We start from the raw sequence: 16,682 nt of genomic DNA on the forward strand, positions 1-16,682 counted from the left end.
GGAGCCGGGTCCGCACCGGCTTCGAGCGGTTCGCCGCCGACGGCTACCGGCTGGTGTCCGGCGAACGGATCGGTGTCGTCACCAATCCGACCGGCATCACCCGCGACGCCCGCCACATCGTGGACGTCATGCACGCCGACGACCGGGTGGATCTCGTCGCCGTCTTCGGACCGGAGCACGGCTTCCGCGGCACCGCCCAGGCGGGCGGCTCCGAGGGCCGCTACGACGACCCGGCCACCGGCCTGCCCGTCTACGACACCTATCTGAAGAGCGGCCAACCGCTCGCGGACATCTTCACCGCCTCCGGCGTCGACACGATCGTGTTCGACATCCAGGACGCCGGCGCCCGCTTCTACACGTACATCTGGACGCTGTACGACTGCATGGTGGCAGCGGCGCTCGCCGGGAAGCGGTTCGTCGTGCTGGACCGGCCCAACCCGGTCACCGGGCGGGCGGCACTCGGCCCGGTCCTGGACAAGGCGTTCGCGACCTTCGTGGGCCGCGAGCCCATCGCCCAGGCGCACGGCATGACCGTCACCGAGCTGGCCCTGCTCTTCAACGGCGAGTTCCTTACGACGCCGGTCGAGCTGGAGACCGTGCGCATGTCGGGCTGGCGACGCGAGGACTTCTACGACGCGACGGACCTGCCCTGGGTGCCGCCGAGCCCCAACATGCCGACGCCGGACACCGCCCTCGTCTACTCGGGCACCTGCCTCTTCGAAGGCACGAACCTCTCCGAGGGACGGGGGACGACCCGCCCGTTCGAGCTGCTCGGCGCCGAGGGCATCGACCGCGCCTGGGCTCAGGCGGCCAACGCGCTGGAGCTGCCCGGAGTGCGCTTCCGTGAGGCGTACTTCGCCCCGACGTTCTCCAAGTTCCAGGGCAAAACGATCGGCGGAGTCCAGCTGCACGTCCACGACCGGGAGGTGTACGACCCGGTCCGCACCGGCATCGGCCTGCTGGTGACGGCGAAGCGGAGCTGGAGCGGCTTCGCCTGGCGGCCGGACAACTGGATCGACAAACTCACCGGGTCCACGCGCGTGCGCACGATGATCGACGCGGGGGCGGACACGGACGAGGTGGTGGGCGCCTGGCAGCAGGACCTCGCCGCGTTCCGTGCCGTGCGCCGGGGGTATCTGCACTACCGCTGAGCGGGGGCTTTCCCCCGCCCACGCAGGGGTGATGGCCGGATGGCGGGCCCTCCCGGCCCGCCGACACCCTTGACGCATGCGCCTTTCCACACGTCATCACCTGCACCGGCTCCTGCTGGCCGTCCTCTGCCTCACGACGCTCGCCGTGACCGCGCCCGCCGCACGCGCCGACGCCTTCCCCGCCGCTCGCGGCGGCGATCCGTTACCCGCGCTGGCGCGGGCGGCGGAGCCCCTGTCGGATCTTCGGCCGTTCGACCGGATGACCGGCGAGGCGAAGGTCGTCGGGGTCGGCGAGGCCACCCACAACTCCCGTGAGTTCTTCACGACGAAGCACCGGCTCTTCCGGCATCTCGTCGAGCAGAAGGGCTTCACGACATACGCCCTGGAAGCGAACTGGAGCGCCGGGCTCCGGCTCAACGACTATGTGCTGCACGGGAAGGGGGATCCCCGGCGCATCATGCGTGAGGAGTTCCAGAACTCCTATCTCATATGGCACACCCGTGAATATCTGGACCTGATCCGCTGGATGCGGGAGCACAACCTGCGGCACCCCGGCCACCAGGTGCAGTTCATGGGCAATGACGTCGGGTACGCCGGGCCGCAGCTCTTCGACACGGTCACGGACTACGTCGGCGAACGGTATACCGCACTGCTTCCGCGGATCAGCCGGCTCTACCGGGCGTCGCGACCGGCCGGGTCCGTCGACGAGACGATGAAGGCGTATCTGGTGAAGCCGCTCGACGAGCGCAAGGCCCTGGCCGGTGAGGTGCGGCAGGCTCTGGAGCTGCTGGAGCGGCAGCGGCCGGGGCCGGACCGCGAGCGGCACGCCTGGGTGCTCCAGCACGCCCGGGTCATCGCCGCGACCGGCGCGATGTACGCGTACGACTTCTTCGACCCGGAGCAGCTCGGTCGGGCGATGCTCCACCGGGACCGGGTCATGGCCGAGAACACCGTGTGGTGGCAACGGCAGACCGGGCACCGGATGCTGCTCTCGGCGCACAACGGGCATGTGGGGTACGAGACGAGCAACCCCGCCCAGTACCCGAAGCTGCAGGGCGCGTTCCTGCGGGACATGATGGGCGCGGCGTATGTGAGCGTCGGATTCACCTTCGGGCAGGGGTCGTTCAACGCGCTCGACACGACCGACCCGGCCGAGCCGATCCGCAGGTTCTCGGTGGGGCCGATGCCGGCGGGGAGCAATGAGCACACGCTGGAGCGGGTGTCGGGCCGCGACTACTACCTCGACCTGCGGACCGCGCCCGGCGCGGCCCGTAAGTGGCTGAGCGAGGTCCGTCCGACCCGGAGCATCGGCAACTCCTGGCCGGCCGAGCCGGATCCGGTGCGGCTGGGTACCTCGTACGACCTGCTGATCCATCTCCACCGGGTGACCGCGTCGAACCGGCTCTGACCGGTACTCGCCACGGGTCTGGCCGTCCCTCGGCCGCCGCGGGATGCTGTGTGAGCAGCGGTCTGCGGTGAAGGTCCCCAGGACGTAGCCCTGGGCCAGGAGGGACGCGCCCGTGAACGAGATGAGTGTGCGGCCGTACCGGGAGATCACGTTCGACGCGGACGGCGATGCGGACCCCGCTCAGCGGGACGCTCTCGCGGGACTGGGGGTCACGGATCTGGTGATGCTCGCGCATGGCTGGAACAACTCCCGGTCCACGGCGACGCGTTTCTGCTCGCGCTTCTTCGAGCCGTTCCCGGGCCTCCTTCCGCCCGGCGCACGCGTCGGGTACGTGGGGGTCGTGTGGCCCTCGATGATGTTCACCGACGAGCCGGTGCCGGACTTCGAGGCGCTTGCCGGGGTCTTCCCGGGCCGGGAAGCGGCGTTGGGCCGGCTGGCGGTGCTGCTCGCGGAGGAACCCGCATCGCGCACGGCCCTCGATGAATTCGGGCTGCTGGTGAGGGAGTTGACCGGGACCCCGGCCGCCGGACTCGTCGGCGATGTGGCCGGCGAAGGCGAGCCGGTGTTCCTCCAAGAGGACCCAGTCGAGGTCTGCCGGATCTTCACCGGGGCGCTCGACGGCGCGGAACCCTCACTCGCGATCGGCGGCGGGCTGAAGAAGCTGTGGAAGGGCGCACGGGAAGTGCTCCGCCAGGCCACGTACTACACGATGAAGAGACGGGCCGGGACGGTCGGGCAGCGCGGGCTCGGCCCGCTGCTCGGGCAGCTCGCCCGCTCCTCCCCCACCGCACGCGTCCATCTCGTGGGGCACAGCCAGGGCGCGCGGCTCGTCGCGTTCGCGCTGCGGGGGCTGCCCGCAGGCGCCCGCCCGGTGAAGTCGGTGACCCTGCTGCAGGGCGCGTTCTCGCACTACGCGTTCGCGCCGTCGCTTCCGCATGCCAAGGGCAGCAGCGGGGTGCTGCGGGACATGCAGCACCGGGTCGACGGGCCGGTGATCGCCTGCTTTTCGCGGCATGACACGGCGCTCGCTGTGATCTATCCGCTGGCGTCCCGGATGGCCGGGGACTCCTCGACGCTCGTCGGTCTCGACGAGCGTTGGTGGGCGGTCGGCCACGACGGCATCCAGGCCGTCGCCGGCACTCGCCGGCTCACCCTGGAGGAGGCGCTGCGCGACGGGCTCCCGGCCGCCGGGTGCGTGAATGTCGACGCGGCGTCGGTGGTGCGCCACGGCGGGCCGCCGGCCGGGGCGCACAGCGACATCCTGCATCCGGAGCTGGCCCGGGTCGTGCTGGCGGCGGGCAGGGTGGGGCGCTGACCCACGCTTCCCTCGCCGGACGAGCTCATTGCGAGTCCGGCGCCGCAGTTGTCGTCAAGATCGCCCGGACCGGGCCTGACCTGCCTCACCTGCCTGCTTGTTGTGCACACGCAGCATGAATCAGCGGGCGAACGCCAGGTGTTCACCGCGCGGGAGGCCGAGGCCGAGCATGCCGCTCTTCCTGGGACAGTGTGCTCTCCCCGCCCATGGGCGCATTCAGGACGACCATCACATTCGCTATTCCAACGGATTTTCGATGGAGCCGGATCGGGTAGTCGTACGTCCATTCCTCGACGCGGAAGTACGAGCGACGAAGTACGAGCGACGGAGGTGGCGATGCAATGGCCGGTTTCCGGAGTCTTGCGAGACAGGTGCGCGACCCGCGATGTGATCTGGCGCTGCGGCGGTACTCGCTGCGCAAGTGCCTTGAGAGGTTCGCCCCGTACGGGCACAGGGCGACCTGGGACCACCTGTGCGCGAGGCACAGGATCGAGCCCGAGGACCGGGAGCCCGATCCGGCGCGGCTGGTGGCCGCGCTCGATGAACTGGAAGAGGCGCGGGCCGTGTGGCTCGCGTACGAGGAGGAGTTCGCGGAGCGCCGCAGGCGCGAGAAGCACGAGGGGCTGCGGCGGCCCGGCACTTTCGACGACTGGCACCGGCGCACCTGGGGCGGCAACGGGGTCGCCCGCTGCGACGATCCGGCGGTGCACCCCTCGGACCCGCTCGGTGAGGTGCTGCGCCGGCTGATCGCGGCACTGGAGGCGGCGCCCGGAGCGGTCTGCCCGGTGTGCGCGGGGAACCGGATCGTCTGGCGTCAGGACCTGGCCCACGAACCGTCGTACGGTCCGGTGTGCAGCGGGTGCGGAGTCGTGGTGCCGCAGCCCGTGCTCACGGACGAGGCCCTGAGGACCGCCAAGCGGATCCGGGGCAGGGAACTCGCGTCGGTGGCGTAGGGCCTGTCTTTTGGATCAGGCCGGATCAGCGAGCGCGCGTGCCAGGGCACGCGAGCCCGGCAAGATCCGAAAGACAGGCCCTAGGGACGCGGCGCGCGGGGGCGGGCCGTCGGCAGAGCGGTGGCCCCGCGTTGTCAGTGGCGCCTGGCACCATCGAAGGCATGATCCAGGTCTGTCTCAACGGGGCCCGTGGCGCGGGGGATTCGGCCGCGGTGCCGATGTCGCCGGACGCGCTGGCCGAGTCGGCGGCGGCCGCGCTCGCCGCGGGCGCGGCCGGTGTGCATGTGCATCCGAAGACGCCGTGCGGGAGCGACTCGCTCTCGGCGCGGGTGATCGCCCCCGTGCTCACGGCGATACGGGCCGTGGTGGGGGGCGTACCGGTCGGGGTGACGACGGGTGCGTGGGCCGAGCCGGATCCGGAGCGACGGGTGGAGCGCATCCGCGCCTGGACGGTGCTGCCCGACCACGCGTCGGTGAACTGGCACGAGGACGGGGCGGAGGAGGTCGCGGCCGCGCTGCTGGAGCGCGGGGTGGGCGTGGAGGCGGGCCTCTGGTCCGGGACGGACGGGCCGCAGCGGTTCCTGCGGTCGCCGCTCGCGCCCCGGGTGCTGCGGGTGCTGGCCGAGGTGACGGATCCGGACCCCGCGACCGCGGAAGCCTCGGCGCTCGCCCTGCTCGACGAGCTGGGCCCGGGCGCGGCCCACGGCCTGCCCCCGGGTTCCGTTCGCCGCCGGGGTGCTCCGGCGTGGGCCGACGGTCTCGACGCAGGTGCGCCCCTTCGGCTTCCGGTGCTGCTGCACGGCGAGGACGGCGGCGCGTGGCCGGTGCTGCGGCTGGCGCGACGGCTGGGTCTGGACACGCGGATCGGCCTGGAGGACGTGCTGTTCCTGCCCGACGGGCGGCCGGCGGCGTCCAACGCCGAGCTGGTCGCGGCGGCGGCGAAGGTACCAGAGCGGAAATCCGCTGGCCCACCGGAATTCCGTGCGGCGACAGTTGGGTCGATGCGGACCACACCCGAGGAGCACTGACATGTCGACGCTGCGCGTCACCGCCGAACCGCTGACGATCCATGAGCATCCCAACGCCGACGCCCTTGAGCTGGCCCAGGTGGGCCTCTATCGCGCCGTCGTCGCCAAGGGTGCCTACCGCAGCGGTGACATCGCCGTCTACATCCCGGAGCAGGCCGTGCTCCCGGCCGGGCTGATCGAGGAGCTCGGGCTGACCGGGCGGCTGGCCGGGAAGGCGTCCGACCGGGTCAAGGCGGTGCGCCTGCGCGGTGAGCTGTCGCAGGGGATCGTGTGCCGGCCGAAGGCACTCGCGGGCACCGATCTCGATCGCGCGGCCGAGGACGGCACGGACTTCGCCGAGGTGCTGGGGATCACCAAGTGGTCGCCGCCGATCCCGCCCACGATGAGCGGCGATGTCGAGTCCGCGCCCGACCTGCTGCCGTGGGTCGACATCGAGAACCTTCAGCGGTATCCGGACATCTTCGAGCCGGGCGAGCCCGTCGTGCTGACGGAGAAGCTGCACGGCACGGCCTGCCTGGTGACGTACGTCGCCGACGGCGTGGGGGTCCCTCCCGTGTCCGGAGGGCCACGGGGGAGGGTGCTGGTGTCCTCGAAGGGCTTCGGCTCGAAGGGCCTCGCGCTGAAGGAGGACCCGAGGAACCTGTACTGGCGCGCGGTGCACGGCCATGGCGTCGCCGAGGTCGCGGCGCGGCTCGCCGAGAAGCTGGGGGCGAGCCGGGTCGGCATCTTCGGTGAGGTGTTCGGCGCGGGCGTGCAGGACCTGTCGTACGGGGCGAACGCCCGCTCGACGGAGCTCGGCCTCGCGGTCTTCGACGTCTCGGCGGAGATCGACGGCCAGGTCCGCTGGCTGGACGCCGCGGAGCTGCTCGACGGTGAACTGCCTCTGGTGCCACAGCTGTACGAGGGCCCCTACGCGCTGGAGACGGTGCTCGCGTTCGCGAGCGGCCGCGAGACGGTCTCGGGGCGGGATCTGCATCTGCGCGAGGGTGTCGTGATCCGCCCGGCCACCGAGCGGTACAGCCCGGTGGTGGGCGGCCGGGCGATAGCCAAGTCGGTCAGCCCCGCTTATCTGACCCGCAAGGGCGGCACCGAGTACGAGTGACCGTCCTGGTGTGTGGTGGCCCGTCACGGGGGTGCGGGCCGCCACCACCGCAACCGCGGGGCACGGACCGGTGCCTGGTGGCCCGTCACGGGGGTGCGGGCCGCCGGGCGCCCTGGACCGCGCGCCCACGGTCGGCGCAATCGGCGGTGCGGGCGACCGGATGCGCCGAGACTCGGCGCGTGCAGCCGAAACGCGACCCCGCCCTGACCTGGGCCATGGTGGCGCTCACCATGGCGACGGGGTTGGTCGAGGCGGTCAGCTTTCTCGCGCTGGGCCCGGTCTTCACGGCTGTCCAGACGGGCAACATGCTGCTGATGTCCTTCGCGCTCGCCGGCGTCGGCGGCCTGTCCGTTGCCGCGTGCGCGGCCTCGCTGGTGGGATTCACCGTGGGGGCCGTGCTGTCCGCCCGGTTCGAATCCCACGCACAGGTGCGCGGCCACCGGTGGTTCACGGACGCCCTGTTCGCCGAGGCCGGACTGCTGGTCGTCGCCGCCTTGGTGGCCTGGGGGATGGAGCGGGGCGGCGAACCGGTCACCGGCAGGCACTACACGGTGTCCGCACTGGTGGCGCTGGCCATGGGGGTCCGCAATGTCACCACCCTGCGGGCGAAGGTGCCGGGCATGCCCACCACCGTCACCACCCGGGCGTTCACCGCACTCATCGGCGGTTCCCGCCTCGCGCTCGACGCCCTGATCGAACCGGGGGCGCGGAACGAGGTCCGGCGCGCGGCCTCGGTGGCGGCCATGTTCGCGGGCGGTCTGCTGGGCGCGTGGATGATCCACGACGAACAGCTCGCTCCGCCGGTGGTCCTGCTGGTCATCGGCGCCTTTGTGCTGGTCGTCGCGGTCGGCTTCTCCTTCGTGCGGCGCAAGGCCTCCCCCGAGCCCCGCTGACGGGGCCCGCCGGGGCGGACCCCGTCCGCCGTCAGGCCCCGTCCTGCGGAGCGCACCGTCGTTCCGGCAGCAGCCGCGAGCCGGTCATGCGGTCGCCGAAGACGTCGTCCGGGTTGGACAGGACACAGGTCTCCAGGGACAGACAGCCGCAGCCGATGCAGTCGGTGAGATGGTCGCGCAGCCGTCCGAGCTGTTTGATGCGCTCGTCGAGCTCGGAGCGCCAGGCCTCGGAGAGCCGTGCCCAGTCCTCGCGGTTGGGCGTGCGCTCCTCCGGCAGTTCGGCGAGCGCGTCCCGGATGGTGGCGAGCGGGATGCCGACCCGCTGGGCCGCGCGGACGAAGGCGACCCGGCGCAGCGCGTCACGTCCGTACCGGCGCTGGTTGCCCGCGGTCCTGCGACTGCTGATGAGCCCTTTGGACTCGTAGAAGTGCAGGGCCGAAACGGCGGCTCCGCTGCGCGCGGACAGCTGGCCGACGCTGAGTTCGTGAATCTTCCCCGGAATCTGCGGCACCTCGGGAGCCTACGTGACCTGCGGTGCGGGCATCCGTTGACAGAAGCCTCCACCCCGACCATGCTAAGCAGTCGCTTAGACATCAGCGTGGACCGGATGAGAGGCAGGGAACAGGGACATGACCGAGCCGAGGATCTTCACATCCGCCGAGGAGCTGACCGCCGGGGTCGGCGAGCAACTGGGCTACAGCGACTGGCTGGAGATCGAGCAGAAGCGCATCGACCTCTTCGCCGATGCCACCGGCGATCACCAGTGGATCCATGTGGACCCCCAGCGCGCCGCCGCCGGGCCGTTCGGGAAGACCATCGCGCACGGCTATCTGACGCTGTCGCTGCTGCCGACGCTCGTGCCGCAGATCATGCGGGTCGAGGGCATGAAGATGGGCATCAACTACGGGACCAACAAGGTCCGCTTCCCCGCACCCGTGCCGGTCGGCTCACGACTGCGCGCGACCGCCGTCCTCAAGAGCGTCGAGGAGGCGGGCGGCGGCGTGCAGGTGACGGCCGTCGTGACCGTGGAGCGCGAGGGTTCGGACAAGCCGGTGTGCGTCGCCGAGTCGGTGTCCCGCTACTTCTTCTGACCGGGGCCGGGATTACTCACTGCCCGGGACCGGGACCGGGGTTACCCAACGCCCGGGACCGCGATCGGGACCGGAGCCGCTGCCGCTGCCGCTGCCCGGCGTTCCGCTCACTTCCGGGCGGAGACCATGCGCAGGACGAGGTCGGCGTAGAGTGCGCCGACCTCCTCCGGCGTCCTGCGGCCCTGGGTGCTGAACCACCGTGCCACATCGATGCAGAGCGACAGCACCGCCAGCGTGGTCCCCGGCACGTCAGGGACGTCGAACTCCCCCGCCTCCACGCCGTCGCGCAGAATCTGGCGCACGACGGCGTCGCTGCGGCGGCGCAGCTCCACGATCTCGGTCCGGTGCTCCTCGGAGAGCGCGTCGAGCTCGTACTGCACCACGCGCGCGGTGTCGTGCCGCCCGGCGTGCCAGCGGACGAAGGAGCTCACGGCCGCGGCGAGCCGCTCGCTGGGCGTGCCCCCGCCCTCGGAGGCCGTCGACAGAACCTCGAGCGCCTTGTCGTGCCCGATCCGGCTGATCCGGTGGAGCAGCTCCTCCTTGGTCTTGTAGTGGATGTAGAGTGCGGCGGGGCTCATCCCCGCACGGCCGGCGATGTCCCGCGTCGTCGTCGCGTGATAGCCCCGTTCGGCGAAGGCCTCGACGGCGGCGACCAGGAGCTTCCTCGCGGCTTCGGGAGCGACCTCGCCCCATGGCACTTCCTCGCCCGTCGTGTCCTCCGCCGCAGTCATCGCTCGCCCCTTCTCCACTCAGCAGGACGCCCACCATACCCCGAACCTGAGCAAGCGCTTAGAGCTTCTGGAACGGGTCGTGCTCGGCCAGCAGTTTCTCCAGCCGGGCCTGGTCGACACGGCTCACGATCTGTCCGGCCTCCTGCTTGTCCCTGATCACCTTGGCCAGGGTGAACGCCGAGGTCGTCAGATAGAGGACCGTGATACCGAGGAAGGCCCGCACCCACACGTCGGCGTCCAGATTCAAGATCCCGACGGCGACCGCGCCGAGCGCGATGGCGAAGGAGGCGACGGCCTGGCCGTAGTACGCCGTCGTGTTCTGCTGCTTGACCCCTGTCTCACTCATGCCCGAAAGGATGCGCGGACGCGGGCCGCGCATCATCCGCGTCCGTACTCAGCCACACACCCGGTCGGATACTCAGGCAGGTACGCAGGCACGCGCTCAACCCCGCACTCGGGCAGGCGGGTTCAGAAGGCGGAGACCCCCGTCAGCGCCCGTCCGATGATGAGCTTCTGGATCTGGCTGGTGCCCTCGTACAGGGTCATCACCCGTGCGTCGCGGAGCAGTTTGCCCACCGGGTACTCGTCGATGTAGCCGTAGCCGCCGAAGACCTGCAGGGCGTTGTTCGCGGCGCGCACGGCCGCCTCGGAGGCGAAGAGCTTGGCCTTGGACGCGGCGGTGGCGAAGTCCTGGCCCCGGTCGACGAGATCGGCGACCCGCCAGGTCAGCAGCCGCGCCGCGTCCACGTCCACGGCGATGTCGCTGATCAGCTCCTGCACCAGCTGGTACGAGGCGATCGGCTTGCCGAACTGCTCGCGCTCCCCCGCGTAGCCGACGGCGGCGTCGAGCGCGGCCTGGGCGATGCCGACGCAGCCCGCGGCCACCGACATGCGTCCCTTGGCGAGCGCGGACATGGCGATCGAGAAGCCCTTGCCCTCGGGCCCGAGCATGGCCCCGGCCGGCACCCGGACGTCTTCCAGAACCAGTTCGGCGGTGGCCTGGCCACGCAGGCCCAGCTTGCCGTGGATCGTGCGGCGGGTCAGCCCGGGGGCGTCGGCGGGTACGAGGAAGGCGGAGACACCGCGGTGGCCCGGGGTGTCGCCGGTGCGGGCGAAGAGCAGCACCACATCGGCCCAGGTGCCGTTGGTGATGAACATCTTCGAGCCGTTGATGACGTACGTGTCGCCGTCCCGTACGGCGCGGGTGGCGAGGTTGCCCGCGTCGGAGCCGGTCCCGGGCTCGGTCAGCCCGAAGCAGCCGAGGGCCTCGCCGGCGGTGAGCCTCGGCAGCCAGTGCCGCTTCTGCTCCTCGCCGCCCCAGGCGGCGATGGTCTTGGTGACCAGCCCGAGAGAGACCGAGACGATGCCCCGGACCGACGAGTCACCGCGCCCGAGCTCCTCCGTGACCAGGCAGTACGCGAGATGGTCGCCGCCCGAGCCGCCGTACTCCTCGTCGACGGTGAGCCCGAGGAAGCCGACCGAGCCCAGCTTCTTCACGATCGACCTGTCGACGTTCTCGGCCCGGTCCCAGTCGACGACATGCGGGGTGACCTCACGGTCGACGAAGTCGCGGGCGAGCCGCCGGACGGCCTTCTGCTCCTCGCTCAACTCCAGGTTCACCACGGAACATCCCGCCTTTAACTATCACTGCTAGTTTCTGGTTGGCAGGGCCTACTATGTGCCGCATGGCCCGACCGCGCAAGCCCCTCCTCAGCAGAGACCGCATCGTCGGGACGGCGAGCGCGCTCGTGGACGCGGAGGGCCTCGACGCGGTCTCGACCCGCCGGCTCGCCGCGGAGCTGGGGGTGAGCGGACCCTCCCTCTACAACCACTTCCGCAACAAGGACGAGATCCTGGACGCGGTCGCCGACGCGGTCAGCGCGAAGGTCGACCTGTCGATGTTCGACGAGACCGACGCCCGCGACTGGCGCACCGCGCTGCACGACTGGGCCGTCTCCTACCGGGCCGCCCTCGCGGACCACCCCAACATCGTCCCGGTCCTCGCCCGCGGCCCCGGCCGCCGCCCGGCCGGCCTGAAGGTCGCCGACGCCGTCTTCGGCGCCATGGTCAGGGCCGGCTGGCCGCCGGCCCAGGCCACCCACATCGGCGCCCTGATGCGGTACTTCATCACGGGCTCGGCACTCGGCTCCTTCGCCCGGGGCTTCGTAAATGACGAGACCGCCTACGACCCGGCCGACTACCCTCACCTCGGCCAGGCCCATCTGCTCGCCGACCGGCAGGAGCAGGTCGACGAGGGCGCGTTCGAGACAGGGCTCCGGGCCCTGCTGGACGGGCTGGGGGTGCAGTACGAGGCGGGGGTACGGGGGACGTGGGCGAAGAAGGACTCGGCGGGCGGCTCGTAAGGGCGGTACGGGCAGGGGACGCCGAATCGGTACGGGCCCTGCTCGAAGAGGGCGCCGATCCGGACGTGCTCGACGCGGACGGCCTCCCGGTGCTGTGCACCGCTGTTGCTGCGTACGACGACCCCGTCGCCGAAGCTCTGATGGAGGGCGGCGCGGACCCCGACAGGCCGTTGCCGGACGGGACCACGCCGTTGCTGCGGGCGGTCGATCTCGGTTCTCCGGCGATCTTCTCGACCGTACTGGGGCACGAACCCCGGCTACGGCTCCCGGAGGCTGCCCGGGAACGGCTCCTCACCCTGGCCAGGACCTGGTACGAGACGGGTGCGGCCGAGGAGCTGCGTCGCCGGACCGGGGCGACGGGCCCCGCCGAGACGGTCCGGGTCCAGGACGACGAGTACAGCCATGTCGACCAGGTCACGCTCGGCGGACTCACCGTGCGGGCCGGTCACGGCGCCGTCCTGACCTCACTGGAGTGGGCCTTCCGCGTCCTGCCGCCCGTCGAGGAGCTCGTGGCCCGCGGTCTGAAGTACCCCGATGAGGACCATGTGGACTGGTGGTCGGCCAAGTGGATTCTCAGCCGGCGGCGCAGCAAGGAGACCTGGCTGGCCGTGACGGACTTCCGGCACCATCCCGACCCCGCCCATCGCCGTTTCGTGCTCGATTTCCTTCGGATCAGATCGCTGGTGGGGGCCAGCGACAGGAACTCGTACGACAAGGAGGAGAGCGAGCTCTTCGCCGCGTGGGCGGCCGAGGAGACGGACGTCGACGTCCTCGCGAAGGTCCTCGATGTCTTCGGCGGTTGCGAGCACCCCGGACAGGAAGCCATCGGGCTCCGGTACGCCGGCCATCCGGATCCTCACGTGCGCCGGGAAGTGCCGTACCTCCTCGGCACGTACGGCTCACCCCTCACGCCGACGGCAAGGACCGCGCTGCTCGCTCTCGTGCGGGACCCCGCCCCCGAGGTCCGCGCCGCCGTGGGCACGGCGCTCGGCACATGGCACGACCTCACCCCCGAGGTCTCCGAGGCGCTGCTCTCCCTGGTCCGGGATCCGGAGGCCGGAGTGCGAGGGGCTGCCGCGGCGGCACTCGCCGCGTGCCCGGACCGTACGCCCGCCGCAACGGAGGCCCTTGTGGCGCTGCTCGACGACGAGGAGTTGCTGATCCGCCTGGAGGCCGTGTACGGACTGGCCAAGCGGGACGACCCCCGCTGTGTGGAAGGGCTTGCACGGATCGGCCCGCTCGACCCCGCGTTCGACGACGACCACAGGCGCTCCGCCGTCTGGCGCTACCAGTGGCGCATGCGGGAGGAAGCTTCGGCCACCGCCGAACAGTGAGTGCGCCACCTGACCGATGACGGGCTCGGCTGGTTCCGGGAGCTGGGGATCGCCCTGGAGCCAGGCGGCAGCAGGCCGCTTGCCCGCGCCTGTCCGGACTGGACGCAGCGCACACCGCACCTGGCCGCAGTCGCGGGCGCGGAGCTGTGCCGGCATGCCCTGGGCTCCGGCTGGTGCGTACGCATCGGCTCGGAACGTGCGGTGAAGGTCACCCCGGACGGGGAGCGGGCCCTCCGCGACCTGCTGGGCATACCGGCACAGGCACTGCGGTGAGGGATATTGCGGTGCGTGCCGAAGAGTCCGCGGCGTACGGTCACCGCATGACCAAGACCCAGTGGCGCGCCTTCGGCGCGGCCGCGACCACCGTCGTCCTCTGGGCCTCGGCCTTCGTCTCGATCCGCAGCGCCGGCGCGGAGTACTCCCCCGGCGCGCTCGCCCTCGGCCGGCTCCTCGCCGGCGCGCTGGTCCTCGGCGCCATATGCGCCGTGCGCCGTGAGGGACTGCCGCCCCGGGCCGCGTGGCCCGGGATCGCGATCTCCGGCCTGCTCTGGTTCGGGCTTTACATGGTGGTCCTGAACTGGGGCGAGCAGAAGGTGGACGCGGGCACGGCGGCACTGGTCGTCAATGTCGGCCCGCTGGTGATGGCACTGCTCGCCGGTTGGCTGCTCAAGGAGGGGCTGCCGGCGCGGCTGCTCGCCGGGATGGGTGTGTCGTTCGCGGGCGCGGCGGTGGTCGGTCTTTCGATGTCCGGTGAGGGCTCCGCGTCCGTGCTGGGTGTGCTGCTCTGTCTGCTGGCAGCGGTGTCGTACGCCGCCGGTGTGGTCGGCCAGAAGCCGGCGCTTCGGCACGCGTCCGCGCTGCAGGTGACGACCTGGGGCTGTGTGATCGGCGCGGTGGCGTGTCTGCCGTTCGCGGGGGTGCTGCTCCGTGAGGCCGCCGACGCCTCCGTGCCGGCGACGCTGAACATGGTGTACCTGGGGGTGTTCCCGACCGCGCTCGCCTTCACGACGTGGGCGTACGCCCTGGCCCGTACGACCGCCGGGAAGATGGGCGCGACCACGTATGCGGTGCCCGCGCTGGTGGTGCTGATGTCGTGGCTCTTCCTCGACGAGGTGCCGGGACTGCTGACACTGCTGGGCGGTGCGGTGTGCCTGGCGGGCGTCGCGGTGTCCCGCTCCAGGTCCCGTACGCCGGCCCGGAAGGACCGGACCGGCGTCACGGATGCCGCCGTGGCGGCCGGGGCACCCGGGGCGACCGGGGTCACGCCCGGGCAGCCGCCCGCTTCGCGAGAATCCTGATGGACACGAGCGCGATGACGGCCAGGCCGATGATGTAGCCGGAGACGGCCATCGAGGTGCCGGTCGCCTCCAGCAGCAGCACCATGACGAACGGCGCCAGGCCGCCGCCGAAGACCGCCGCGATCTGGTAGCCGAGGGAGGCGCCGGTGTACCGCATCTCCGCCGTGAACAGCTCGGCGAAGAGCGCGGCCTGCGGCCCGTACATGATGCTGAGGAAGCAGCTGGTGACGAAGGTGCCGACGGCCAGCCACAGCAGCGACTTGGTGTCGATGAGCAGGAACAGCGGGACTGCCCAGACGAGCAGGCCGACCGCGCCGGCCGCGTAGATCCGCAGCCGTCCGACGCGGTCGGAGAGCGCAGCGGCGGCGGGTATCAGCGCGAGCTGGGTGAGGCTGACACAGAGCGAGACGGTGAGCACCGCTTCACGCTTCATGCCGAGTTCACGGGTCGAGTAGTCCAGCACGCCGGTGATGATGATGTAGAAGGTCGCGGTGTTGACCGCGAAGGAGCCGCCGGCGAGGAAGACCGTGCCGAGGTGCCGGCGCAGGATCGTTCCCAGCGGGGACCGGGTCCGGGTCTCGCCCTTCTCCTGCTCGGCCAGGGCCTTTTCGGCCTCGCGGAATTCGGGGGTCTCCTCGACCCGGGTGTGGATGTACCAGGCGAGGCCGAGGACGAGGAAGCCGACGAAGAACGGCACCCGCCAGCCCCAGGACGCGAAGGCGGCGTCGTCGGTGAACGCGCCCCCCGCCAGGAAGACGGTGTTCGCGGTGACCACACCGATGGGCACGCCGAGCTGGACGAGGCTGCCGTACAGTCCGCGCTTGCCCTCGGGGGCGTACTCGGTGGCCATCAGCATCGCGCCGCCCCACTGCGCCCCGACCGCGATGCCCTGCATGACGCGGAGCAGCACCAGCAGGATCGGGGCCGCGATGCCGATCGTCTCGTACGTGGGCAGCAGCCCGATGCCGGCGGTGGCGATGCCCATCAGGGTGAGCGCCAGGACGAGCATCGGCTTGCGGCCGCGCTTGTCACCGAGCTGGCCGGCGATGATGCCGCCGACGGGCCGGGCGAGGAAGCCGACCGCGAAGGTGGCGAAGGCGGCGAGGACACCGGCCGAGGAGTTGCCCGCGGGGAAGTAGAGGTCCCCGAGGACGAGGGCGGCGGCGATACCGAAGACGAAGTAGTCGTACCACTCGACGGCGGACGCGAGGGCGGCGACGGTGGCCACCCGGCGGCGGTGCCGGTCGGTGGGAGCGGTCGAATGTGCCGTACCGGCGAGCGGGGAAGGGGGTGCCGTGTCCATGCGTGCACACTCCGATTGGGTGCGGGGGACGAGGAGTGCGGGGACCGTACCGACCGGATGGTATGGCGGTCAACGGTTCATGCAGCAGGAGTTTTTTGCTCGATCATTACCCGTCAGTAGCGGGACGGTCGTGGAAGGGTGGTCGCCGTGCGCTACACATTCCCGCCCGCGACCGCGGCCTGGCGGCATGAGGACGCCCGGGCGGGCTTCGAGGTCGCGTTCTTCCAGCTCCTGGACGACGGCTGGCGCGTCGAGGGGTGCACGACCGCGGTGGAGGACGGCAATGCCTTCACGGTCGAGTACACCATCGAGCTGGACGCGGCCGGAAGGACCCGCGCCGCACGGGTCCGCGGCCGGGCGCCGTCGGGCGCCCGGACGACCGAACTGACGACGGACGGGTCGGGGCACTGGCTGGTCGACGGCAGCCCCGCGCCGCACCTCGACGGCTGCTTCGACGTGGACCTGGAGTCCTCGGCCCTGACCAATGCCCTGCCCGTGCGCCGGCTGGAGTTGCCCCTGGGGGCCGCGGCGGCTGCGCCGGCGGCGTACGTCCGCGCGCTCGGCCTCACGGTCGAGCGGCTGGAGCAGACGTACACGCGCACCACCGAGGAGACCAGGCACGAGCGCTACGACTACGCGGCTCCCGCCTTCGGCTTCGAGTGCCGCATGGTCTACGACGAGTCCGGGCTGCCGCTGGAGTATCCGGGGATCG

Annotated in this window: 17 protein-coding genes and 1 pseudogene; 13 read left to right on the forward strand and 5 right to left on the reverse strand. The window is 71.4% G+C overall.

Annotation, left to right across the window (positions count from 1 at the left end; all coding sequences use genetic code 11):
- The 7 genes from ACWGI8_RS22015 to ACWGI8_RS22045 form a co-directional block, all read left to right on the forward strand.
- On the forward strand, window positions 1-1,151 hold a 1,151-nt coding region (locus ACWGI8_RS22015; RefSeq protein WP_453663214.1), incomplete at its 5' end, for an exo-beta-N-acetylmuramidase NamZ family protein.
- 76 nt (window positions 1,152-1,227) lie between these two features.
- Complete coding sequence (locus ACWGI8_RS22020; protein WP_453663216.1) at window positions 1,228-2,559, forward strand: erythromycin esterase family protein; 1,332 nt, start codon at window positions 1,228-1,230, stop codon at window positions 2,557-2,559.
- Window positions 2,560-2,680: 121 nt separating this feature from the next.
- Window positions 2,681-3,874 carry a serine-threonine protein kinase gene (locus ACWGI8_RS22025; RefSeq protein ID WP_453663234.1) on the forward strand — a complete coding sequence of 398 codons (1,194 nt, stop codon included), beginning with the start codon at window positions 2,681-2,683 and terminating at the stop codon, window positions 3,872-3,874.
- A 341-nt stretch (window positions 3,875-4,215) separates the two neighbouring features.
- The gene (locus ACWGI8_RS22030; RefSeq protein ID WP_453663217.1) at window positions 4,216-4,827 is read left to right on the forward strand and encodes a hypothetical protein; all 612 of its coding nucleotides are present in this window, start codon (window positions 4,216-4,218) and stop codon (window positions 4,825-4,827) included.
- Between the two features lie 161 nt (window positions 4,828-4,988).
- On the forward strand, window positions 4,989-5,855 hold the full coding sequence (locus tag ACWGI8_RS22035; protein ID WP_453663219.1) for a 3-keto-5-aminohexanoate cleavage protein: 867 nt from the start codon (window positions 4,989-4,991) through the stop codon (window positions 5,853-5,855).
- Window position 5,856: 1 nt separating this feature from the next.
- Window positions 5,857-6,957 carry an RNA ligase (ATP) gene (locus tag ACWGI8_RS22040; protein ID WP_453663221.1) on the forward strand — a complete coding sequence of 367 codons (1,101 nt, stop codon included), beginning with the start codon at window positions 5,857-5,859 and terminating at the stop codon, window positions 6,955-6,957.
- A gap of 179 nt (window positions 6,958-7,136) precedes the next feature.
- Window positions 7,137-7,850: a YoaK family protein gene (locus ACWGI8_RS22045; protein WP_453663222.1), complete on the forward strand. Its 714-nt coding sequence runs from the start codon at window positions 7,137-7,139 to the stop codon at window positions 7,848-7,850.
- A 31-nt stretch (window positions 7,851-7,881) separates the two neighbouring features.
- Here ACWGI8_RS22045 and soxR read toward each other — a convergent pair whose 3' ends face one another.
- Entirely contained in the window at window positions 7,882-8,361 is a 480-nt protein-coding gene (soxR, locus tag ACWGI8_RS22050; protein WP_453663224.1) for a redox-sensitive transcriptional activator SoxR, read from the reverse strand.
- Between the two features lie 118 nt (window positions 8,362-8,479).
- Here soxR and ACWGI8_RS22055 point away from each other — a divergent pair, with 118 nt between their 5' ends.
- The gene (locus ACWGI8_RS22055; protein ID WP_453663225.1) at window positions 8,480-8,941 is read left to right on the forward strand and encodes a MaoC family dehydratase; all 462 of its coding nucleotides are present in this window, start codon (window positions 8,480-8,482) and stop codon (window positions 8,939-8,941) included.
- A gap of 107 nt (window positions 8,942-9,048) precedes the next feature.
- On the opposite strand, the gene ACWGI8_RS22060 is transcribed toward ACWGI8_RS22055, so the two are convergent.
- From ACWGI8_RS22060 to ACWGI8_RS22070, 3 genes are all read right to left on the reverse strand, one after another.
- Entirely contained in the window at window positions 9,049-9,672 is a 624-nt protein-coding gene (locus tag ACWGI8_RS22060; RefSeq protein ID WP_453663226.1) for a TetR/AcrR family transcriptional regulator, read from the reverse strand.
- 58 nt (window positions 9,673-9,730) lie between these two features.
- Window positions 9,731-10,018, reverse strand: a complete 288-nt coding sequence (locus ACWGI8_RS22065; RefSeq protein WP_453663227.1) for a YiaA/YiaB family inner membrane protein — start codon at window positions 10,016-10,018, stop codon at window positions 9,731-9,733.
- A gap of 122 nt (window positions 10,019-10,140) precedes the next feature.
- Window positions 10,141-11,295 carry an acyl-CoA dehydrogenase family protein gene (locus ACWGI8_RS22070; protein WP_453663228.1) on the reverse strand — a complete coding sequence of 385 codons (1,155 nt, stop codon included), beginning with the start codon at window positions 11,293-11,295 and terminating at the stop codon, window positions 10,141-10,143.
- Between the two features lie 62 nt (window positions 11,296-11,357).
- Here ACWGI8_RS22070 and ACWGI8_RS22075 point away from each other — a divergent pair, with 62 nt between their 5' ends.
- The 4 genes and pseudogenes from ACWGI8_RS22075 to ACWGI8_RS22090 all read left to right on the forward strand — a co-directional run bounded on the left by ACWGI8_RS22075 (window position 11,358) and on the right by ACWGI8_RS22090 (window position 14,667).
- On the forward strand, window positions 11,358-12,035 hold the full coding sequence (locus ACWGI8_RS22075) for a TetR/AcrR family transcriptional regulator (protein WP_453663229.1): 678 nt from the start codon (window positions 11,358-11,360) through the stop codon (window positions 12,033-12,035).
- Window positions 12,002-13,369 (forward strand): HEAT repeat domain-containing protein, encoded by a 1,368-nt coding sequence (locus ACWGI8_RS22080; protein ID WP_453663230.1) that lies wholly within the window; start codon window positions 12,002-12,004, stop codon window positions 13,367-13,369. Before ACWGI8_RS22075 ends, ACWGI8_RS22080 begins: the two co-directional genes overlap by 34 nt.
- A 9-nt stretch (window positions 13,370-13,378) precedes the next feature.
- A pseudogene (locus tag ACWGI8_RS22085) lies at window positions 13,379-13,642 on the forward strand (transcriptional regulator); the annotation flags it as partial.
- A 47-nt stretch (window positions 13,643-13,689) separates the two neighbouring features.
- On the forward strand, window positions 13,690-14,667 hold the full coding sequence (locus tag ACWGI8_RS22090) for a DMT family transporter (RefSeq protein ID WP_453663231.1): 978 nt from the start codon (window positions 13,690-13,692) through the stop codon (window positions 14,665-14,667).
- On the opposite strand, the gene ACWGI8_RS22095 is transcribed toward ACWGI8_RS22090, so the two are convergent.
- Window positions 14,630-15,970: an MFS transporter gene (locus tag ACWGI8_RS22095; RefSeq protein WP_453663232.1), complete on the reverse strand. Its 1,341-nt coding sequence runs from the start codon at window positions 15,968-15,970 to the stop codon at window positions 14,630-14,632. The two genes, ACWGI8_RS22090 and ACWGI8_RS22095, sit on opposite strands and share 38 nt — an antisense overlap.
- A 147-nt stretch (window positions 15,971-16,117) precedes the next feature.
- On the opposite strand from ACWGI8_RS22095, the gene ACWGI8_RS22100 reads away from it, so the two are divergent.
- On the forward strand, window positions 16,118-16,682 hold a 565-nt coding region (locus ACWGI8_RS22100; RefSeq protein WP_453663233.1), incomplete at its 3' end, for a putative glycolipid-binding domain-containing protein.

It is taken from the genome of Streptomyces sp. NPDC054841, assembly GCF_053611045.1.

Bases quoted from the DNA above. Each gene is read 5' to 3' on its own strand.
- ACWGI8_RS22025 (WP_453663234.1), top strand. From the start codon at position 2,681: ATGAGTGTGCGGCCGTACCGGGAGATCACGTTCGACGCGGACGGCGAT.
- ACWGI8_RS22075 (WP_453663229.1), top strand. From the start codon at position 11,358: ATGGCCCGACCGCGCAAGCCCCTCCTCAGCAGAGACCGCATCGTCGGG.
- ACWGI8_RS22090 (WP_453663231.1), top strand. From the start codon at position 13,690: ATGACCAAGACCCAGTGGCGCGCCTTCGGCGCGGCCGCGACCACCGTC.
- ACWGI8_RS22030 (WP_453663217.1), top strand. From the start codon at position 4,216: ATGGCCGGTTTCCGGAGTCTTGCGAGACAGGTGCGCGACCCGCGATGT.
- ACWGI8_RS22065 (WP_453663227.1), bottom strand. From the start codon at position 10,018: ATGAGTGAGACAGGGGTCAAGCAGCAGAACACGACGGCGTACTACGGC.
- ACWGI8_RS22095 (WP_453663232.1), bottom strand. From the start codon at position 15,970: ATGGACACGGCACCCCCTTCCCCGCTCGCCGGTACGGCACATTCGACC.
- ACWGI8_RS22035 (WP_453663219.1), top strand. From the start codon at position 4,989: ATGATCCAGGTCTGTCTCAACGGGGCCCGTGGCGCGGGGGATTCGGCC.
- ACWGI8_RS22055 (WP_453663225.1), top strand. From the start codon at position 8,480: ATGACCGAGCCGAGGATCTTCACATCCGCCGAGGAGCTGACCGCCGGG.
- ACWGI8_RS22040 (WP_453663221.1), top strand. From the start codon at position 5,857: ATGTCGACGCTGCGCGTCACCGCCGAACCGCTGACGATCCATGAGCAT.
- ACWGI8_RS22020 (WP_453663216.1), top strand. From the start codon at position 1,228: ATGCGCCTTTCCACACGTCATCACCTGCACCGGCTCCTGCTGGCCGTC.
- ACWGI8_RS22060 (WP_453663226.1), bottom strand. From the start codon at position 9,672: ATGACTGCGGCGGAGGACACGACGGGCGAGGAAGTGCCATGGGGCGAG.